Below are 19,888 nucleotides of genomic sequence, written 5' to 3' on the forward strand. Positions count from 1 at the left end.
GCCGGGGCTCCGGAGGCCGGGCCCGTGCCCGGGACCGCACGGCCGGGGCTCCGGCGCGTCACCGGGCCCAGCGACCGGAGCCGTCACCGTCCCGCCGCCGGGCGCCGCGCGTGTCGCGGTCGCCGATCCGTAGACTGGCCCTGTGAGTGAGCCCCGCCCTTCCGACCGGCACGACGCCTCCGATTCCGACGACGCCTTCGCGGACATCGTCGACGAAGCGACCCAGCGCGACCCCGACCTGGCGGTGATCGAGGCCGGGAGCCGTACGCTGCGCACCCGCTCGGGCCCGCCGCAGGGCCAGGCCGTGCCCGCCCGCCCCGCCGACCCCGAGGTGGACAGGGCGCTGCGCGAGGTGGAGCAGGAGCTCGCCGGGCGCTGGGGCGAGACGAAGCTGGAGCCCTCCGTCACGCGCATCGCCGCGCTGATGGACGTGCTCGGCGAGCCGCAGCGCGCCTACCCCTCGATCCACATCACCGGAACCAACGGCAAGACGAGCACGGCCCGCATGATCGAGGCTCTGCTCGGCGCCTTCGACCTGCGCACCGGCCGCTACACCTCGCCGCACGTCCAGTCGATCACCGAGCGGATCAGCCTGGACGGCGCCCCGATGGACCCGGAGCGGTTCGTCGAGACGTACCGGGACATCCAGCCGTACGTGGAGCTGGTCGACAGCCGGCAGCCCTACCGGCTCTCCTTCTTCGAGGTGCTGACGGGCATGGCGTACGCGGCGTTCGCCGACGCGCCGGTCGACGTCGCCGTCGTCGAGGTCGGCATGGGCGGCAGCTGGGACGCGACGAACGTCATCGACGCCCCGGTCGCCGTGATCACCCCCATCTCGCTGGACCACACCGACCGGCTGGGCGCCACGCCCGCCGAGATCGCCGGTGAGAAGGCCGGGATCATCAAGCAGGACGCGACGGTCGTCCTCGCACAGCAGCCGGTCGACGCGGCGCAGGTCATGCTGAAGAAGGCCGTCGAGGTGGACGCCACGGTCGCCCGCGAGGGCATGGAGTTCGGCGTGGTCTCCCGGGAAGTCGCCGTCGGCGGCCAGCTGCTGACACTGCGCGGGCTCGGCGGCGAGTACGAGGAGGTCTTCCTCCCGCTGTACGGCGCCCACCAGGCGCACAACGCGGTGGTGGCGCTCTGCGCCGTGGAGGCGTTCTTCGGGGTCGGCGCCGAGCGGCCCGGCCCGCTCGACCCCGACACGGTCCGCGCGGCGTTCGCCTCGGTGATCTCGCCCGGTCGCCTGGAAGTGGTCCGCTCCAGCCCGACCGTCGTCCTGGACGCCGCCCACAACCCGGCGGGTGCCCGCGCCACCGCCGACGGGATCACCGAGTCGTTCGGCTTCTCCCGGCTCATCGGGGTCGTCGGCGTCAGCGAGGACAAGGACGTCAAGGGCCTTCTCGAAGCCTTCGAACCGATCTTCGCCGAGATCGTCGTCACCCAGAACTCCACCCCCCGCGCGATGGACGCCGACGCCCTGGCCGCCGTCGCCGTCGAGGTCTTCGGTGACGAACGCGTCCAGGTCGAACCCCGTCTCGACGACGCGTTGGAGGCGGCGATCACCCTCGCCGAGGAGGAGGCCGAATACTCGGGCGCGGGCGTGCTCGTGACGGGTTCCGTGATCACGGTCGGCGAGGCCCGGCTGCTTCTGGGAAGGCGCTGACCGTGCGAATGCTCTGCGCGTCGACGCTGATCGGTGAATTCTTCGTGATCGGATTCGCCGGCCTCGTCGCGATGAAATCGGACGACCTCACGACCTCCATGGTCTGGACGGTCTGCGGCATCGGCATGGTGCTCTCCGTGCTGCTCTGCGGGATGCTCGGCCGTCCCGGTGGCACACAGCTCGGCTGGGCCCTCCAGATCGCCCTGGTGGCCAGTGGATTCTTCGTCCCGATGATGTTCGTTCTCGGCGTGGTCTTCGGCGGCCTGTGGTGGGCCTCCGTCCATTACGGCCGGAAGATCGACGAGGCCAAGGCCCGCTGGGCGGCCGCGGAGGAGTCGGCAGAGGCACCCGCCGGTGGCTGATCCGTCATCCTTTGGCCAAACCCGGTCGCGGACCCGTCCCCACAGCCCTGTAGCCTCGCCCTCACCGCACTCGCATGCCCGCAAGGAGCCGCACACCATGACCCAGCGCACCCTCGTTCTGCTCAAGCCCGACGCCGTCCGGCGCGGACTGGTCGGCGAGATCGTCGGGCGGATCGAGCGCAAGGCCGACTGGCGGATCACCGCGCTGGAGCTGCGCACCCTTGACCGCGCCACCCTGGAGCAGCACTACGCCGAGCACGTGGGCCGCCCGTTCTACGAGCCGCTCGTCGAGTTCATGCTGTCCGGTCCGGTCGTGGCGCTGGTCGCCGAGGGCGAGCGGGTCATCGAGGGCGTCCGTACACTGGCCGGGCCCACCGACCCGATCGCCGCCGCGCCCGGTTCCATCCGCGGCGACTTCGGCACGATCGTCCGGGAGAACCTCATCCACGCGTCGGACTCGGAGGAGTCCGCGGAGCGGGAACTGAAGCTTTTCTTTCCCGGACTTTCCTGACCTCGAATCAGCCGAACAGCGCTCATGACCCGGGGCGACCGAATTAATTCGGTCGCCCTTCGGCATACGAGTCGGGGTCGCGGGAACGCATCACCCCGACGTAACGTCACCATGAGTGGAACGGCCACCCGTTCTGCCCACAATGGCGAAGGACCCTCGCGCGGTGTCCGTGCACACGGCACTACGATGGAATCTTCCACGCCCACAGCGCCCACCTCGCCGACCAGAACAAGCCATCATCGCTTTGCTGGGAGGCCTGACGCATCCTCATGGGGAACAAGGGGAACTCAATGTCGTTCATCGGTCGTGACATGGCTATCGACCTCGGGACTGCCAACACGCTGGTGTACGTCAGGGGGCGCGGCATCGTACTGAACGAGCCGTCCGTCGTGGCCATCAACACCAACACCGGCGGCATCCTGGCAGTCGGCTCCGAGGCCAAGAAGATGATCGGGCGCACTCCGGGCAACATCGTCGCCGTGCGCCCGCTGAAGGACGGCGTGATCGCCGACTTCGAGATCACCGAGCGGATGCTCCGCTACTTCATCCTGAAGATCCACAAGCGCCGCTACCTGGCCCGTCCGCGGGTCGTGGTCTGCGTGCCCTCCGGCATCACCGGGGTCGAGCGCCGCGCCGTCATCGAGGCGTCGACGCAGGCCGGTGCCCGGCAGGTGCACATCATCGAGGAGCCCATGGCGGCGGCCATCGGCTCCGGGCTGCCGGTCCACGAGGCCACCGGCAACATGGTCGTCGACATCGGCGGCGGCACCACCGAGGTCGCGGTCATCTCGCTCGGCGGCATCGTCACCGCCCAGTCGATCCGGGTCGCCGGCGACGAACTGGACAACGCGATCATCCAGCACATCAAGAAGGAGTACTCGCTCCTCCTCGGCGAGCGATCGGCCGAGCAGATCAAGATCACCATCGGTTCGGCGGACGACCTGAAGAAGGACGAGCACACCGAGATCCGTGGCCGCGACCTGGTCTCCGGACTGCCCAAGACCGTGGTCATCTCGGCCGCCGAGGTCCGCAAGGCCATCGAGGAGCCGGTCAACGCGATCGTCGACGCCGTGAAGACCACGCTCGACAAGTGCCCGCCGGAGCTCTCCGGCGACGTCATGGACCGCGGCATCGTCCTCACCGGCGGCGGCGCGCTGCTGCGCGGGCTGGACGAGCGGCTGCGCCGCGAGACGGGCATGCCGATCCACATCGCCGAGGACCCGCTGGACTCGGTGGCGCTCGGATCCGGCAAGTGCGTCGAGGAATTCGAGGCGCTCCAGCAGGTGCTGGACGCCCAGCCCCGCCGGTAGACGGCAGGGCACGAGCCCGCGGGCGGACGGGCGCACGCGGGTGGACAATCCGGCAGTCCGTCGTACGGACCCCTGAGTTCCGTACGGCGGATCGCTGATATACAGGCACGAACATTCCGACGAGGAAGGCACGGCCGCCGCACGTGAGGGACACACGAGAGAGCCGGCTGCTCCTGGTGCTGCTGATCGCCATCGCGTTCGCATTGATCACGGTGGACATCCGAGGCGGCGAGGGATCACCGGTGGACGGCGCCAGGCGGGCCGCCGCCGCCGTCTTCGGTCCGGTCGAGAACGGCGTCGCGGCCGCCGTCGATCCGGTGGGCAACGCCATAGGAGCGGTGCGCGACTCCGGCACCCGGCACAACCGGATCGCCGAGCTGGAGCGCCAGAACGCCGCGCTCAAGACCGCGCTCGGCAGCGACGACCGCAACCGCAACCGGGTCCGCGAGCTCGACAAGATGCTCAAGAAGTCGGCCACCGGGCAGTACGGCATCAAGGCCGCCGAGGTCATCGCCATAGGAGCCGCCCAGGGCTTCTCCTGGACGGTCACCATCGACGCGGGCTCCCGCGACGGCATTCGGCGCGACATGACCGTCATCAACGGCGACGGGCTCGTCGGCCGGGTCACCACCGTAGGCCCAGAGACCGCCACGGTGCTCCTCGCCAACGACCCCGACTTCACCGTCGGCACCCGCATGGAGAAGACCGACGAACTGGGCTTCGCCACCGGCCAGGGCTCCCAGCCGCTGTCGGTCCAGTTCCTCAACGGCAAGGCCAAGGTGAAGAAGGGCGACCGCCTGGTCACCTTCGGCTCCAGCAAGGGCAAGCCGTTCGTGCCCGGCGTCCCGGTCGGCGAGGTCGTCCGCGTCGACCCGTCCGGCGGCGGCCTGACCCGTACCGTCTACGTCCGCCCGTACGTCGGGTTCACCAAGCTCGACATCGTCGGCGTCGTCGTCCAGGCCCCGCGCGAGGACCCCCGCGACATGGTCCTGCCGAAGGCCCCGGCCAAGCCCGCCAAGCCGAAGCCCACGCCGACCGTCACTGTGACGATCTCGCCCAACGGCGACATCGTCGACACCGACGGCAACGTCGTCGGCAACATCCACGAGAGCCCCGACCCGAGCGGCGGCCCCGACCCGAGCGGCAGCCCGGGCGCCCGTACCGCCGCGGACGACGAGTAGAGGTAGCGCCGATCCCCATGCGTCTCAACCGGATTCTGCTCTCCACCGTCCTGGTCGTGGTGGCGCTCGTCGTCCAGGTCTCGGTGCTCGCCCGCCTCCAGCTCCCCGGCGCCGTGCCCGATCTGCTGCTCCTCGTCGTCCTCGCCCTGGCCTTCGTGTACGGACACACCAGCGGGGCCCTGATCGGCTTCGGCGCGGGCCTCCTCGCCGACCTGGCACCGCCGGCCGACCACGCCGCCGGGCGCTACGCCCTGGTCCTCTGCGTCATCGGCTACCTCGCCGGACTGGTCAAGCCGGAGAACGGGCAGCTCAGGTCGGCCGCCGTGCCGATGGTCGCGGTCGTCGGCGCGGCGATCGGCTCGACCCTGCTGTACGCGCTGGTCGGCGCGCTCGTCGGGGACACGGCGGCCCGCCACGTGGGCCTCGGCAGTCTGCTGTTCACCGCCGCCCTCTACGACCTGCTGCTCGCCCCGTTCACCGTGCCGCTGATCATGGCCATCGCCAGACGGACCGTGAACGACCCGGTTGCCGAGGCGTCCGGCGGCGACGTGGCCGCCGGATGGCTGGCCTCGGGCACCGGGCTGCGGGTCGGCGACCAGCGCGGCGGACTGCGCGTCAGGGCCGCCCGCGGCCGGACCGCACGCCCCGGACGGACCAAGGGAGTCAAGCGACTGTGAGGCCGCACCACCGGGCGGGCACCCCGGGCGCGAACCGTGTCCCGGGCGCGCCCCGTACCCCCGGCACATCCGGCACCCCCGGCCCGTCCCGTACCCCCGGCCCGTCCCGTCACGGCGGCACGCACCGCATCTCCAGCCCGACCACCCTCGGGGGCGCCTCGTGAGCAACATCCCCGAGACCGGCCGGACCCCCAGGGTCCAGATCCGTCTCGTCGTCATCCAGGTCCTCGTGTTCTCGCTGCTGTTCACCCTCGGCGGGCGCCTCTGGTACCTCCAGATCCGCAACGGTCAGGAGTACAGCGACGAGGCGAAGAGCAACCACGTCCAGCAGGTCGTGCAGCCCGCCGTCCGCGGCTCCATCCTCGACGCGCGCGGCGTGCCCCTCGCCGACAACGAGACCCGGCTGGTCGTCTCCGCGAGCCGCACCGAACTGCTGAAGATGAAGGACGACGGCGAGGACGTGCTGACCCGGCTCGCGGGTGTCCTTGAAATGAAGCCCCGCGAGGTCATGGACAAGGTGCGGCTCTGCGACGCGAAGACGCCCCAGCCCTGCTGGAACGGGTCGCCCTACCAGCCGATCCCGATCACCGACGAGGCCACCACCCAGCAGGCCCTCACGATCCGCGAGCGCGCCGAGGACTTCCCCGGCATCACCGCCGAACCCACCGCCGTGCGCCGCTACCCCGCGCCCGGCAAGGCCAACACCGCCCAGGTCCTCGGCTATCTCTCGCCGGTCACCGACGAGGAGATCACCAAGGCCCAGGACACCGACTCCCCGTACCTGCGATCCGACCAGGTCGGCCGTTCCGGCCTGGAGCGCACCTACGACAAGGAACTGCGCGGAAAGGCCGGGGTCACCCGCTACGAGGTGGACAACCTCGGCCGGGTCATCGGCGAGGCCAAGAACGACGAGGCGCAGCCCGGCTCCTCCGTCGTCACCTCCATCGACGCCCGGGTCCAGGCCGTCGCCGAGTACGAGCTCAACGAGGCCATGAAGGCGGCCCGCCGGTCGTTCGACAAGAACACCGGCGAGAACTACAAGGCCGACTCCGGCGCCGTCGTCGTCATGGAGGCGAAGACCGGGCGCGTCGTGGCGATGGCCTCGCTGCCCAACTACGACCCCAACTCCTGGGTCGGCGGCATCTCCGCCAAGGACTACGCCAAGCTCACCGGCCCCAAGTCCAACTTCCCGCTGCTGAACCGGGCCATCCAGGGCCAGGCCGCCCCCGGCTCGATCTTCAAGGTCGTCTCCTCGACCGCGGCGGTCAACGCCGGTTACCCCTTCGACGGCCACTACCCCTGCCCCAGCTCGTACAGCATCGGCGGGCAGGTGTTCAAGAACTTCGAGTCTCAGGGCTACGGCGACATCACCATCGGGCGCGCCCTGGAGGTCTCCTGCGACACCGTCTACTACGGCATCGCGCACAAGGAGTGGCAGAAGGACGGCGGCAACAAGCCGAAGAAGAACGCCAAGGACTGGTTCTACCGGACCGCCCACCAGTTCGGCCTCGGCAAGGAGACCGGCATCGACCTCCCCAACGAGGTCAGCGGCCGGGTCCCCGACCGCCAGTGGAAGCAGAAGTTCTACGAGGCGAACAAGGACGCCTGGTGCAAGCAGGGCAAGAAGGACGGCTCGTACGTCGAGAAGATCGCGTACGAGAACTGCCTCGAAGGCGACAGGATGCGCGCCGGTGACTCCGTGAACTACTCGATCGGGCAGGGCGACACCCTCGTCACCCCGATCCAGATGGCCACCATCTACGCCGCGATCTCCAACGGCGGCACCCTCTACGACCCCACCGTCGGCAAGGCGATCGTCAGCGGCGACGGCAGGACGGTCAAGGAGATCAGGCCCAAGTCGCACGGCAAGCTGCCCTTCTCGCGCAAGACCCGCAACGAGATGGACGAGGCACTCGCCGGGGTCGCGACCCGGGGGTCGGCCGCCTGGCGGTTCGGCGGCTGGCCGCAGGACAAGATCCCGATGCACGCCAAGACGGGCACGGCGGAGGTCTACGGCAAGCAGACGACCTCCTGGTTCGCCACGTACACCAAGGACTACTCGATCGTCATGACGATCTCCCAGGGCGGCACCGGCTCCGGCGCGTCCGGGCCCGCCGTGCGCAACATCTACGACGCCATCTACGGCCTCGACGACTCCGGCGAGCAGGACCTGAAGAAGGCTCTGCTGCCCACGCCGCAGAAGTCCCTGCCGAAGATCCAGTCGGACGGTTCCATCGAAGCCCCGGAGATCAAGCCCTACAACCCGGCCTCGCAGAAGCCCGCGCAGGAACAGACCCTCGCGGCCGTCCTGGGGAGGCGCGACTAATGGCCGGCTTCTCCGTCTCGCGCTACACCCCCGAACGCTCCACCTGGGGCAAGCTCGTCGCCCGTGACTCCGTCGTCCGTCGGCTCGACTGGCCGCTGCTCGGGTCCGCGCTCGCGCTCTCGTTCATCGGCTCGCTGCTCGTCTGGTCGGCGACCCGGGGACGGGACTCGCTCACCCACGGCGACCCGTACTACTTCCTGCTCCGGCACGCCCTCAACACGGGCATCGGCTTCGCCCTGATGGTCGGCACGATCTGGCTCGGCCACCGCACCCTGCGCGGCGCCGTGCCGATCCTCTACGGCGTCTCGGTGCTCTTCGTGCTGGCGGTCCTGACCCCGCTCGGCGCCACCGTCAACGGCGCGCACGCCTGGATCATCATCGGCGGCGGCTTCTCCATCCAGCCGTCCGAGTTCACCAAGATCACCATCATCCTGATCATGGCGATGCTGCTCGCCGAGCGCGTCGACGCGGGCGACCAGCTCCACCCGGACCACCGGACCGTCGCCAAGGCGCTGGGCCTGGCGGCCGTGCCGATGGCGATCGTGATGGGGATGCCCGACCTGGGCTCCGTGATGGTCATGGCCGTCATCGTGCTCGGGGTGCTGCTCGCCTCCGGCGCCTCCAACCGCTGGGTGTTCGGCCTGCTCGGCACGGGTGTTGCCGGTGCGGTCGCGGTCTGGCAGCTCGGTCTGCTCGACGAGTACCAGATCGCCCGCTTCGCGGCCTTCGCCAACCCGGCGCTCGACCCCGCGGGCGTCGGCTACAACACCAACCAGGCCCGCATCGCGATCGGCTCCGGCGGTCTCACCGGAACGGGCCTGTTCCAGGGCACCCAGACCACTGGCCAGTTCGTCCCCGAGCAGCAGACCGACTTCGTCTTCACCGTCGCGGGCGAGGAGCTCGGCTTCCTCGGCGCCGGGCTGATCCTCGTGCTGCTCGGCGTCGTCCTGTGGCGCGCCTGCCGGATCGCCCGCGAGACCAGCGAGCTGTACGGCACGATCGTCGCCGCCGGGATCATCGCCTGGTTCGCCTTCCAGTCGTTCGAGAACATCGGGATGACGCTCGGCATCATGCCGGTCGCCGGGCTCCCGCTGCCGTTCGTGTCGTACGGGGGGTCCTCGATGTTCGCCGTCTGGGTCGCCGTCGGGCTGCTCCAGTCGATCAGGGTGCAGCGGCCGATAAGCGCCTGAGAGCCCGTCGGGTGGCGCTCGATCGGAAAACGGACGCGGCACGGTGCGTGCGATTCCAAGGCGCCGTCCTGCCTTCGTAGGGGTGTGACAAAGGCAGGACGGCAACGCAGGAAGCGTGCGGGCCAGGGCGTGGCCGTCCGGTCGGAGGCCACCCGGCAGGCCCCGAGCCGGTGAACGTTCCCGGCCGGAGCGCTAGATTCGGTCTATGGCGGACTCGAAGCGTGAGATCGAGCGCAAGTACGAAGCCACCGCGGAGACCTGGCTCCCCGATCTGAGCCGGGTGGCCGGGGTCTCGTCCGTCGTCCACCAGGGCGTCGGCGAACTGGACGCCGTCTACTACGACACCGAGGACCTCCGGCTCGCGGCCGCTTCCATCACCCTGCGCCGCCGCACCGGAGGCGACGACGCCGGGTGGCACCTCAAGTTCCCGGTCGCCTCCGGCATCCGCGACGAGTTGCGCGAACCGCTCTCCGACACCCTGCCGCGCTCCCTGGCCGGACTGGTCCGCTCGCGGGTGCGCGACGGCGCGCTCGTCCCCGTCGTCCGGCTGCGCACCGCCCGCGACGTCCATCGTCTGACCGGCGCCGACGGGTCGCTGCTCGCCGAGGTCTCCGTCGACACCGTGCGCGCCGAACGGCTGATCGGGGGCGAGGCCGGACGGCAGTCCGGCGGGGAGACCGGCGGGAAGCCCGGAGGGCGGCCAGGCCGTGGCGGCACGGCCGTCTGGACCGAGATCGAGGTCGAACTGGCCGACGGCACCGACCCCGCCCTCCTCGACGCCGTCGAGAAGCGGCTGCGCAAGGCGGGCGTCCGCCCGTCCGCGGCCCCGTCCAAGGCGGCACGCGCGCTCGCCGAGACGGACCCGGGAGACCGGCGGCGGGGGCCGGGAGACGGGCGGGGGACCGAGCACGGACGGGCCGCGCTCCGGGGTGCCCGGCCGGACTCCCGGGAGGACACCGCAGGCCGAGAAGCCGTCGAGACCGTTCAGGGCGTCCGGAAGGACGAGGCGCGCGAAGGGACCGCTCCGGGCGCCCGGGAGGGCGTCGGCCCCGTCACCGCGGGCGATCACGTCCTCGCGTACCTCCGCGCCCAGATCGAGGACATCGTCGCCCTCGACCCGGCCGTGCGCCGCGACCTCCCCGACTCCGTGCACCGGATGCGGGTCGCCACCCGAAGGTGCCGCAGCGCGTTGCGGACGTACCGCAGGATCCTCGACCGGGGCGTCACCGACCCGATCGGCGACGAGCTGAAATGGCTGGCCGCCGAGCTCGGGATCGACCGCGACCAGGAGGTCCTCGACGCCCGGCTGCGCGCGGCCCTGGACACCCTGCCCCGCACCCTGGTCCTCGGCCCTGTCCGCGCCCGGCTGCAGATCTGGTCGGCCCGCCGGGGCGGTTCCCGGCGCCGTACCGTCGCGGTGCTCGACGGCGATCGGTACCTGGCCCTGCTGAACCGCCTCGACGCCCTGCTCGCCGACCCGCCGCTGCGGTCCGCCGCGTCCCACGCCCCCGGGCGCGCGCTGCCCCGTGCCCTGCTCAAGGAGTACGGGCGCCTCGCGGCCCGCGTCGGCCACGCACTGGAGCTTCCGCCCGGCCACGACCGGAACCTCGCCCTGCACGACGCCCGCAAGGCCGCCAAGCGTGCCCGCTACGCGGCGGAGGCGGCCTGCCCCGCGCTGGGCAAGCCGGCTCGGCGGTTCGCCTCGCGGATGAAGGCCGTGCAGACCCTTCTCGGGGACCACCAGGACAGCGTGGTGGCCCGTGACGCCCTGCGGGAGCTGGCCGTCCAGGCGCATGCGGCGGGTGAGCAGGGGTTCACCTGGGGGCTGCTCCACGGGCGCGAGGAGGCGACGGCCGCCGAGGAGGAGCGGCAGCTTCCGGCGGTGTGGAAGCGGGCCGCGAGGCCGAAGGTGCGCAAGGCCCTGGGAGGCTGAGCGGGACGGGGAGAGGCGGGTGGGGCGGGCCCGCGAGGGGCCCGGCGGAGGGCGCCGGGAGACCGGACGCCGGGGTACGCTGGATGGTCACCCTTGCCGGCTCTCGAAAGTTCGCGATGTCTGTCGATTCGGTCTTCCCACAGCTCGAAGCTCTGCTCCCGCATGTGCAGAAGCCCATCCAGTACGTCGGCGGTGAGCTGAACTCCACCGTCAAGCCGTGGGACGAATGCGACGTCCGCTGGGCGCTGATGTACCCGGACGCGTACGAGGTCGGGCTCCCCAATCAGGGCGTCATGATCCTGTACGAGGTGCTCAACGAGCGCGAGGGCGTCCTCGCCGAGCGCACGTACAGCGTGTGGCCGGACCTCGAAGAGCTGATGCGCAAGCACCGGGTCCCGCAGTTCACGGTCGACAGCCACCGCCCGGTCAAGGCGTTCGACGTCTTCGGGCTGAGCTTCTCCACCGAGCTCGGCTACACCAACATGCTCGCCGCGCTGGACCTCGCGGGCATTCCGCTGGAGGCCCGGGACCGCACCGTCGACGACCCGATCGTGCTGGCCGGCGGCCACGCCGCGTTCAACCCGGAGCCGATCGCGGAGTTCATCGACTGCGCGGTGATCGGTGACGGCGAGCAGGCCGTGCTGGAGATCACCGACATCGTCCGCGCCTGGAAGGCCGAGGGCCGCCCCGGCGGGCGCGAGGAGATCCTCTTCCGCCTCGCGAAGACCGGCGGCGTGTACGTCCCGGGCTTCTACGACGTCGAGTACCTCCCGGACGGGCGCATCGGCCGTGTCGTGCCCAACAGGTCGGGCGTGCCGTGGCGGGTGTCGAAGCACACGGTGATGGACCTCGACGAGTGGCCGTACCCGAAGCAGCCCCTCGTTCCCCTCGCCGAGACCGTCCACGAGCGGATGTCCGTCGAGATCTTCCGCGGCTGCACCCGCGGCTGCCGTTTCTGCCAGGCCGGCATGATCACGCGCCCCGTGCGGGAGCGAAGCATCACCGGTATCGGCGAGATGGTCGAGAAGGGGCTCAGGGCGACCGGCTTCGAGGAGGTCGGGCTGCTCTCGCTGTCCTCCGCCGACCACACCGAGATCGGCGACATCGCCAAGGGCCTCGCCGACCGGTACGAGGAGGACAAGATCGGCCTCTCGCTGCCCTCCACCCGCGTCGACGCGTTCAACGTGGACCTGGCCAACGAGCTGACCCGCAACGGCCGCCGCTCCGGACTCACCTTCGCCCCCGAGGGCGGCTCCGAGCGGATGCGCAAGGTCATCAACAAGATGGTCTCGGAGGAGGACCTGATCCGCACGGTCGCCACCGCCTACGGCAACGGCTGGCGCCAGGTGAAGCTGTACTTCATGTGCGGACTGCCCACCGAGACCGACGAGGACGTCCTCCAGATCGGTGACATGGCGGTCAACGTGATCGCCAAGGGCCGCGAGGTCTCCGGCCAGAACGACATCCGCTGCACGGTCTCCATCGGCGGTTTCGTGCCCAAGCCGCACACCCCGTTCCAGTGGGCCCCGCAGCTGAGCGCCGAGGAGACCGACGCCCGGCTGGCCAAGCTCCGCGACAAGATCCGCGGCGACAAGAAGTACGGCCGCTCCATCGGCTTCCGCTACCACGACGGCAAGCCCGGCATCGTCGAGGGCCTGCTCTCGCGCGGCGACCGCCGCGTCGGCTCCGTCATCCGCGAGGTCTACGAGTCCGGCGGTCGCTTCGACGGCTGGCGCGAGTACTTCAGCTTCGACCGCTGGATGACCGCCGCCGGGAAGACGCTGCCCGAGTACGGCGTGGACGTCGACTGGTACACCACCCGTGAGCGCGCCTACGAGGAGGTCCTGCCCTGGGACCACCTGGACTCGGGCCTGGACAAGGACTGGCTCTGGGAGGACTGGCAGGACGCGCTCGACGAGACCGAGGTCGAGGACTGCCGCTGGACCCCGTGCTTCGACTGCGGCGTCTGCCCGCAGATGGACACCAGCATCCAGATCGGCCCGACCGGCAAGAAGCTGCTGCCACTGATGGTGAAGAAGTAGCGGAAGCAGTCCGACGCCGTCCGACGAAGGCCGTCGGACAGGCGACCGGAGGACGGCGCGGACGGGGCCGGCCGGATTCGAACCGGTGTCCTCGCGGTTTTGGAGACCGCGCGCGACGACCTCTGCGCTACGGCCCCGCCCGGGCCGACAGCGTAGCCCGTACATGACACGAGGTCGGGGCGTGGCCGTGCCCCGGGGCCACGCCCCCGGAACCCCGACCCGCACCGGGCCCCGGCCCGGTGCGGGTCGGGGTTCCGGTCGTAACGGATGCCCGGCGAAGGGGCCGGGAGCCGTGGGGCGCGCGGTGCGGGGAGAGGGGTTCCGGGGGCTCCGTGACGCCTGCCGACGGCAGGCGGTGGAGCGGGGGCGCCCGAGCCCTGGGAACCCGGGAGCGGCCTTGCGCGTACTCTGGGTATTGCAACGACTGTGCCCAGCGCGGCGCCCGCACCAGAGATCTCCCCGCTCGGAGGACAGACCACCGAGCGGGCGTGAGCCGGACGGACACCCCGGGCCACCCCGCATTTCGTGGGCGGCATGCCACCGCGTCCGCCCCGCACCGAGGAGAAGAACCACTGGGCAAGCGACAGCCCGAAGGCCCGCCGCCCGCACCGGCGGTGCAGCGCATCCGACTGCGCTACACCAAGCGCGGCCGCCTCCGGTTCACCAGTCACCGCGACTTCCAGCGCGCCTTCGAGCGGGCACTGCGCCGTTCCGAGGTGCCCATGGCCTACTCGGCAGGGTTCACCCCGCACCCGAAGGTGTCGTACGCCAATGCCGCCCCCACCGGCACGGGCAGCGAGGCCGAGTTCCTGGAGATCGCCCTCACCGAGGCGCAGGACCCGGCCGTTCTGCGTGAACTGCTCGACGCTTCGCTGCCGGACGGCCTCGACGTCGTCGACGCCGTGGAGGCCCGTACGTCGGGTCTCGCCGAGCGGCTGGCCGCCTCCGTATGGGAGCTGCGTCTCGACGGGGTTCCCGTCGAGGAGGCGACCGCGGCCGTAAACGCCTTCAACGAGGCGGAGATCGTCGAGGTGCAGCGCCGGGCGAAGAACGGCGTGCGGACCTTCGACGCCCGCGCCGCCGTGGTCGACCTGCGAGTCCTCGATTCCCTGCCTGATGGGTCCGAGGGCAGGCCCTGTGCGATACTGCGGCTGGTTGTTCGGCACGTGACACCTGCCGTCCGACCTGACGACGTCCTGTCCGGTCTTCGCGTTGTGGCCGACCTGGCGCCGCCGGTCCCGGTAGCGGTGACCAGGCTGGCGCAGGGGCTCTTCGACGAGGAGTCCGGCACGGTGACCGACCCGCTCGCGCCCGACCGCGAGGCAGCCCCGGCCGCCCCACCCACGGCCGTCGGGACCGCTGTCGCGACGGCGCCGGAAGGTGCAGGTTCCGCGTAAGGCGGTCGTTGCAGCGCAGCCCTGAGACTCGGGAGCCACCTGGGTCGGACCGCGCGATGACCCATAAGACTTTCGCCAGGCCGTGCGCACCTCGCGTACGGAACCGGCGAGCCAGACACCGAGCTCCCGTGCGGCGCCCGCGCCCCGGACGGCGGTATCGCGCACATCACGCGAACCGCGACGGACCGGAACCAGACGCGGCGCCCGGGAGCCTGACGGGAGAAACGCCCGCATGCCCCAGGCCAACGAACCCGGCACGACCGGGAACATCGAGAACATCGAGAACATCGAGAACATCGAGAACATCGAAGAGAACAACGCACCCGGCGACAAGCTGCCGCCTCGCCGCAGGCGTCGTGCCGCGTCCCGCCCGGCCGGTCCGCCGGTGACGGAGACGCAGGACGTCGACGCCCCGGCCATAACGGCCGTCGACGTCATGGTGACCGACATCGCCACCGCCACTGCCGAGACCGACAGCACCCCGGAGCCGGAGGCCGCGCCGCCCGCGCGCCCCCGTCGTCGTGCTGTCCGTAAGGCGACGTCTCCGGCGGGTTCGCCGAAGGCGGTGGAGCCGGTCGAGATGGTCGAGGCGCGGGTCGAGGAGGTGGCCGAGGCCGTGCCCGAGGTCGTGGAGGCGGCTCCGGCCCGTCCGCGTCGTCGTGCTGTCCGTAAGGCGACGTCTCCGGCGGGTTCGCCGAAGGCGGTGGAGCCGGTCGAGATGGTCGAGGCGCGGGTCGAGGAGGTGGCCGAGGCCGTGCCCGAGGTCGTGGAGGCGGCTCCGGCCCGTCCGCGTCGTCGTGCTGTCCGTAAGGCGACGTCTCCGGCGGGTTCGCCGAAGGCGGTGGAGCCGGTCGAGATGGTCGAGGCGCGGGTCGAGGAGGTGGCCGAGGCCGTGCCCGAGGTCGTGGAGGCGGCTCCGGCCCGTCCGCGTCGTCGTGCCGTTCGTAAGGCGACGTCTCCGGCGGGTTCGCCGAAGGCGGTGGAGCCGGTCGAGATGGTCGAGGCGCGGGTCGAGGAGGTGGCCGAGGCCGTGCCCGAGGTCGTGGAGGCGGCTCCGGCCCGTCCGCGTCGTCGTGCCGTTCGTAAGGCGACGTCTCCGGCGGGTTCGCCGAAGGCGGTGGAGCCGGTCGAGATGGTCGAGGCGCGGGTCGAGGAGGTGGCCGAGGCCGTGCCCGAGGTCGTGGAGGCGGCTCCGGCCCGTCCGCGTCGTCGTGCCGTTCGCAAGGCGACGTCTCCCGCGGGTTCGCCGAAGGCGGCCGAGCCCGCCGAGATCGTCGAGGCCGTGGAGAACGGCGAGAGCGCCGAGGAGGAGGCCCCCGCGGTGGTGGCCGAGCCCGCGCCCGCCGCCGCGCCGCGTGGACGTACTCGCCGCAGGGCGTCGGCTCCGGCCGGTTCCCCGCAGACCGCCGAGGCCGTCGCGGAGCCCGGATCCGTGGAGGAGCCCGTCGAGGTCATCGACACGACCTCGGCCGACAACGTTCCGGAGGCGGAAGAGGAGGCGGAGACCGAGCCGCAGGCCGAGGCCGCGCCGCCCGCGCGCACCCGCCGCCGTGCCGTCCGCAAGGCGACCGCCCCGGCGGGCGCGCCGAAGGCCACCGGGACCACCGCCGACACCGCGGAGAGCCTGTCCGAGCCCGTGGCCGCGACCACGGCGGCCGAGACCGCCGCCCAGGTCGAGCCCGCGGCCGGGGCACCGGCCGCTGAGGCCGAGGACGCCGCGCCGCACGGCCGTCGTCGCCGCCGCGTGACCGCTTCCGCCGGCCGGCCCGAGTTCACGGGCAAGGACGAGGAGCCCGTACGCAAGAGCCGTCGCGCGACGCGTCCCGCCGTGGCCGTGTTCCAGGCCCCGGTCTTCACCGAGCCCATGTTCCAGACCCCGGAGAGCGCGGCCGCCGCCGCTGCCGCTTCGCGCCACGCGGAGATCGAGGCCGAGGAGGAGGCCGGGACGGTCGAGGAGCAGCCCGCCGCCGAGGCCGCGCCGTCGGCCGGTTCGCGCCGCCGTCGCCGCCGTCGCGGTGAGGCCGTCGAGGCCGAGCAGACCGCCCCCGCGGCGGAGGAGCCCGTCGAGGACGAGCACGAGCCGCAGGACGCGGGCGACGCCGAGCACGAGGCCGAGGCCGAGCACGAGGCCGAGGGTGAGGAGACGGACGAGTACGGCGACCGGCCCACGCGCCGCCGCCGTCGCGGAGGCCGCCGTCGTCGTCGTGGTGAGAACCACGAGGGCGAGGAGACCCCCGAGCAGCACGGCGAGGAGGCCGCCGCGGCCGACCAGACCGAGGACGAGCGGGAACACGCCCAGGAGACCGAGGCCGCGGAGGAGGAGGAGCACGAGACGGCCGCCTCCGGCACGAGCAGCAGCCGCCGTCGTCGGCGCCGTCGCCGTCGCAGCGGGGACCTCACCGCCGACGTCGAGGTCGGCGCGGACGACCCGGAGCGCACGGTCGTCAAGGTCCGTGAGCCCCGCAAGAAGGAGGAGCGGGAGCCGGGCACGGGCTTCGACGAGGTCCAGTCCATCAAGGGCTCGACCCGTATGGAGGCGAAGAAGCAGCGCCGCCGTGAGGGCCGTGAGCAGGGCCGCCGCCGCGTCCCGATCATCACCGAGGCCGAGTTCCTGGCCCGCCGCGAGGCCGTCGAGCGCGTGATGGTCGTCCGCCAGAACGGCGAGCGCACCCAGATCGGCGTCCTCGAGGACAACGTGCTCGTCGAGCACTACGTCAACAAGGAGCAGGCCACCAGCTACGTCGGCAACGTCTACCTGGGCAAGGTGCAGAACGTACTGCCGTCCATGGAGGCCGCCTTCGTCGACATCGGCAAGGGCCGCAACGCCGTCCTGTACGCCGGCGAGGTGAACTTCGAGGCGCTCGGCATGGCCCACGGGCCGCGCCGCATCGAGACCGCGCTGAAGTCCGGTCAGTCCGTCCTCGTCCAGGTGACCAAGGACCCGATCGGTCACAAGGGCGCCCGCCTGACCAGCCAGGTCTCGCTGCCCGGCCGCTACCTGGTCTACGTGCCCGAGGGCTCGATGACCGGCATCAGCCGCAAGCTGCCCGACACCGAGCGGGCCCGGCTGAAGACCATCCTCAAGAAGATCGTCCCCGAGGACGCGGGCGTCATCGTCCGTACCGCCGCGGAGGGCGCGAGCGAGGACGAGCTGCGGCGCGACGTCGAACGGCTGCAGCAGCAGTGGGACGACATCCAGAAGAAGGCCAAGGGCACCAGCGGCTCCAACGCGCCGACGCTGCTCTACGGCGAGCCGGACATGACCGTCCGGGTCGTCCGCGACATCTTCAACGAGGACTTCTCCAAGGTCATCGTCAGCGGCGACGACGCGTGGGAGACCATCCACGGCTACGTCTCCCAGGTGGCGCCGGACCTGACGGAGCGCCTGTCGCGGTGGACCTCCGAGGTCGACATCTTCGCGACCTACCGGATCGACGAGCAGCTGATGAAGGCGCTGGACCGGAAGGTCTATCTGCCGAGCGGCGGCTCGCTGGTGATCGACAAGACCGAGGCGATGGTCGTGGTCGACGTCAACACCGGCAAGTTCACCGGTCAGGGCGGCAACCTCGAGGAGACCGTCACCAAGAACAACCTGGAGGCGGCCGAGGAGATCGTGCGCCAGCTGCGGCTGCGCGACCTCGGCGGCATCGTCGTCGTCGACTTCATCGACATGGTGCTGGAGTCCAACCGGGACCTGGTGCTGCGGCGCCTGCTGGAGTGCCTGGGACGCGACCGTACGAAGCACCAGGTCGCCGAGGTGACCTCGCTGGGCCTGGTCCAGATGACCCGCAAGCGGGTGGGACAGGGGCTGCTGGAGTCGTTCTCCGAGTCCTGTGTCCACTGCAACGGGCGTGGTGTGATCGTGCACATGCCGCAGCCGGCCTCGATCGGCGGCGGCAACGGCAAGCGCTCCAAGAAGCGTGGTCGCGGTGGCGTGGGCCATGAGCACGAGCACGGACCCGAGCACGTCACGGAGGCACCGGCCGAAGCCGCGGCCGAGGCCGCCGTCGGGACCGGGACAGCGGCACAGACCGAGACCGTTGCCGAGATCGCTGCCGAGGTGGCCGTTCCGGTGGCGCTGCCCGAGCCGGAGTTCGCTCCGGACGAGGAGCTGTACAGCAGCGCCGCCGAGGCCGAGGCGGCCGCGGCGCGCGGCCGTGGCCGACGCCGTACGACCCGCAAGGCAACGGCACCGGCCGGGGCCCCGAAGGCCGCGAAGGCTCCCGCCGCTCCGGTGGCCGAGCCGGAGCCGGCCGTGGTCGTGGAGGCCGGACCGGTGGCGGAGCCCGAGCCCGTCGCCGAGGCCCCCGTGGCGGCGGAGGCTCCTGCGGCCGAGGCCCCGAAGGGCCGTACGCGTCGGCGGGCGACCCGCAAGGCGACCTCTCCGGCGGGCTCGCCGGTCACGGCCGAGCCGGTCGAGGAGGTCGTGACCGTGGTCGCCCCCGTCGATGCCGAGGCATCGACGGCCGAGGCGGTGCAGCCCGAGGCCGTAGTGGTGGAGGCCGCCGCCGAGCCTGCCCCGCCGCGCGCCCGTCGTCGCGTGACCCGCAAGGTCACCGCCCCCGCGGGCTCGCCCGCGGGAGCGGACGCGGCGGAGGTCGTCGTGGTGACGGGCAGCGTCGTGGTGGAGCCCGAGGCCGTGCCGGCCGTGTCGGAGAAGCTCGCGACCGTACCGGTCGAGGTACCGGAGAGCGCCGCCGAGACCTCGGACGGCGAAGCCCCGGCGGTCGAGGCTCCGGCGGCCGAGGCTCCGGCCAAGAAGACGGCCCGCAAGGCGGTCAAGAAGGCCACGGCCAAGAAGGCGGCCACCAAGAAGACGGCTGCCAAGAAGACCACCACGGCCAAGAAGACCGCCGCGAAGAAGACGGCGGCCAAGAAGACCACCACGGCCAAGAAGACGACGGCGAAGAAGGCGGCGGCCAAGAAGACCGTCGCGGCCGAGCAGTCCTCGCAGTCGTCCGTGTCGGCCGACACGGAGAGCTGACCGTCGGACGAGCCGACCGCCGGATGACGCCGAAGAGGCGCGACCCCCTCATGAGGGCCGTGCCTCTTCGGCGCGTACCGGCTCGATGCGGATCACACGGACCGCTTCTCGGCAGCCCCCACCTGAACGAAACGCGGTATGAAAAGCCTGATAATGTGACGCGGCTGACGCCGGATATGCCATTCCTGAGAATGCTCATCGGCGCGTCGGTCCACTTCCGGCAGGACAGACCACCCTCCGAACCCCAAGTGCGCTGCCCTCGGGGGAAAAGGGGTGATTTGAGCCCAATATATTGTCAAAGAATCGGCC

Annotated in this window: 12 protein-coding genes and 1 tRNA gene; 12 read left to right on the forward strand and 1 reads right to left on the reverse strand. The window is 71.5% G+C overall.

Annotated elements, in window-relative coordinates; translation table 11 throughout:
- Positions 1–142: 142 nt before the first annotated feature.
- From ACFYY6_RS20015 to ACFYY6_RS20060, 10 genes are all read left to right on the forward strand, one after another.
- Positions 143–1,666 carry a folylpolyglutamate synthase/dihydrofolate synthase family protein gene (locus tag ACFYY6_RS20015; RefSeq protein WP_351522561.1) on the forward strand — a complete coding sequence of 508 codons (1,524 nt, stop codon included), beginning with the start codon at positions 143–145 and terminating at the stop codon, positions 1,664–1,666.
- 2 nt (positions 1,667–1,668) lie between these two features.
- On the forward strand, positions 1,669–2,028 hold the full coding sequence (locus tag ACFYY6_RS20020; RefSeq protein WP_351522563.1) for a DUF4233 domain-containing protein: 360 nt from the start codon (positions 1,669–1,671) through the stop codon (positions 2,026–2,028).
- 97 nt (positions 2,029–2,125) lie between these two features.
- On the forward strand, positions 2,126–2,539 hold the full coding sequence (ndk, locus tag ACFYY6_RS20025) for a nucleoside-diphosphate kinase (RefSeq protein WP_351522565.1): 414 nt from the start codon (positions 2,126–2,128) through the stop codon (positions 2,537–2,539).
- Between the two features lie 290 nt (positions 2,540–2,829).
- Entirely contained in the window at positions 2,830–3,849 is a 1,020-nt protein-coding gene (locus ACFYY6_RS20030; protein ID WP_335936340.1) for a rod shape-determining protein, read from the forward strand.
- Between the two features lie 143 nt (positions 3,850–3,992).
- On the forward strand, positions 3,993–5,030 hold the full coding sequence (mreC, locus tag ACFYY6_RS20035; RefSeq protein WP_351522567.1) for a rod shape-determining protein MreC: 1,038 nt from the start codon (positions 3,993–3,995) through the stop codon (positions 5,028–5,030).
- Between the two features lie 17 nt (positions 5,031–5,047).
- A complete protein-coding gene (gene mreD, locus ACFYY6_RS20040) occupies positions 5,048–5,707 on the forward strand; it encodes a rod shape-determining protein MreD (protein ID WP_351522568.1) in 660 nt (219 codons plus the stop codon).
- Positions 5,708–5,867: 160 nt separating this feature from the next.
- The gene (mrdA, locus tag ACFYY6_RS20045; protein ID WP_351522569.1) at positions 5,868–8,033 is read left to right on the forward strand and encodes a penicillin-binding protein 2; all 2,166 of its coding nucleotides are present in this window, start codon (positions 5,868–5,870) and stop codon (positions 8,031–8,033) included.
- Positions 8,033–9,223 (forward strand): rod shape-determining protein RodA, encoded by a 1,191-nt coding sequence (rodA, locus tag ACFYY6_RS20050; protein WP_351522570.1) that lies wholly within the window; start codon positions 8,033–8,035, stop codon positions 9,221–9,223. Before mrdA ends, rodA begins: the two co-directional genes overlap by 1 nt.
- Positions 9,224–9,428: 205 nt before the next feature.
- Positions 9,429–11,156, forward strand: a complete 1,728-nt coding sequence (locus ACFYY6_RS20055) for a CHAD domain-containing protein (protein ID WP_389194429.1) — start codon at positions 9,429–9,431, stop codon at positions 11,154–11,156.
- Between the two features lie 116 nt (positions 11,157–11,272).
- The gene (locus tag ACFYY6_RS20060) at positions 11,273–13,198 is read left to right on the forward strand and encodes a TIGR03960 family B12-binding radical SAM protein (protein ID WP_351522572.1); all 1,926 of its coding nucleotides are present in this window, start codon (positions 11,273–11,275) and stop codon (positions 13,196–13,198) included.
- Positions 13,199–13,260: 62 nt separating this feature from the next.
- Here ACFYY6_RS20060 and ACFYY6_RS20065 read toward each other — a convergent pair.
- Positions 13,261–13,335 (reverse strand) — tRNA-Trp (locus ACFYY6_RS20065).
- Between the two features lie 477 nt (positions 13,336–13,812).
- On the opposite strand from ACFYY6_RS20065, the gene ACFYY6_RS20070 reads away from it, so the two are divergent.
- Entirely contained in the window at positions 13,813–14,595 is a 783-nt protein-coding gene (locus tag ACFYY6_RS20070) for a TIGR03936 family radical SAM-associated protein (RefSeq protein ID WP_351629829.1), read from the forward strand.
- 232 nt (positions 14,596–14,827) lie between these two features.
- The gene (locus ACFYY6_RS20075) at positions 14,828–19,579 is read left to right on the forward strand and encodes an Rne/Rng family ribonuclease (protein WP_389194432.1); all 4,752 of its coding nucleotides are present in this window, start codon (positions 14,828–14,830) and stop codon (positions 19,577–19,579) included.
- Positions 19,580–19,888: the final 309 nt, after the last annotated feature.

This window comes from Streptomyces sp. NPDC001750, assembly GCF_042892615.1.
Taxonomy (GTDB): domain Bacteria; phylum Actinomycetota; class Actinomycetes; order Streptomycetales; family Streptomycetaceae; genus Streptomyces.

Bases quoted from the DNA above. Each gene is read 5' to 3' on its own strand.
- ndk (WP_351522565.1), top strand. From the start codon at position 2,126: ATGACCCAGCGCACCCTCGTTCTGCTCAAGCCCGACGCCGTCCGGCGC.
- ACFYY6_RS20075 (WP_389194432.1), top strand. From the start codon at position 14,828: ATGCCCCAGGCCAACGAACCCGGCACGACCGGGAACATCGAGAACATC.
- ACFYY6_RS20030 (WP_335936340.1), top strand. From the start codon at position 2,830: ATGTCGTTCATCGGTCGTGACATGGCTATCGACCTCGGGACTGCCAAC.
- ACFYY6_RS20060 (WP_351522572.1), top strand. From the start codon at position 11,273: ATGTCTGTCGATTCGGTCTTCCCACAGCTCGAAGCTCTGCTCCCGCAT.
- rodA (WP_351522570.1), top strand. From the start codon at position 8,033: ATGGCCGGCTTCTCCGTCTCGCGCTACACCCCCGAACGCTCCACCTGG.
- mreD (WP_351522568.1), top strand. From the start codon at position 5,048: ATGCGTCTCAACCGGATTCTGCTCTCCACCGTCCTGGTCGTGGTGGCG.
- ACFYY6_RS20055 (WP_389194429.1), top strand. From the start codon at position 9,429: ATGGCGGACTCGAAGCGTGAGATCGAGCGCAAGTACGAAGCCACCGCG.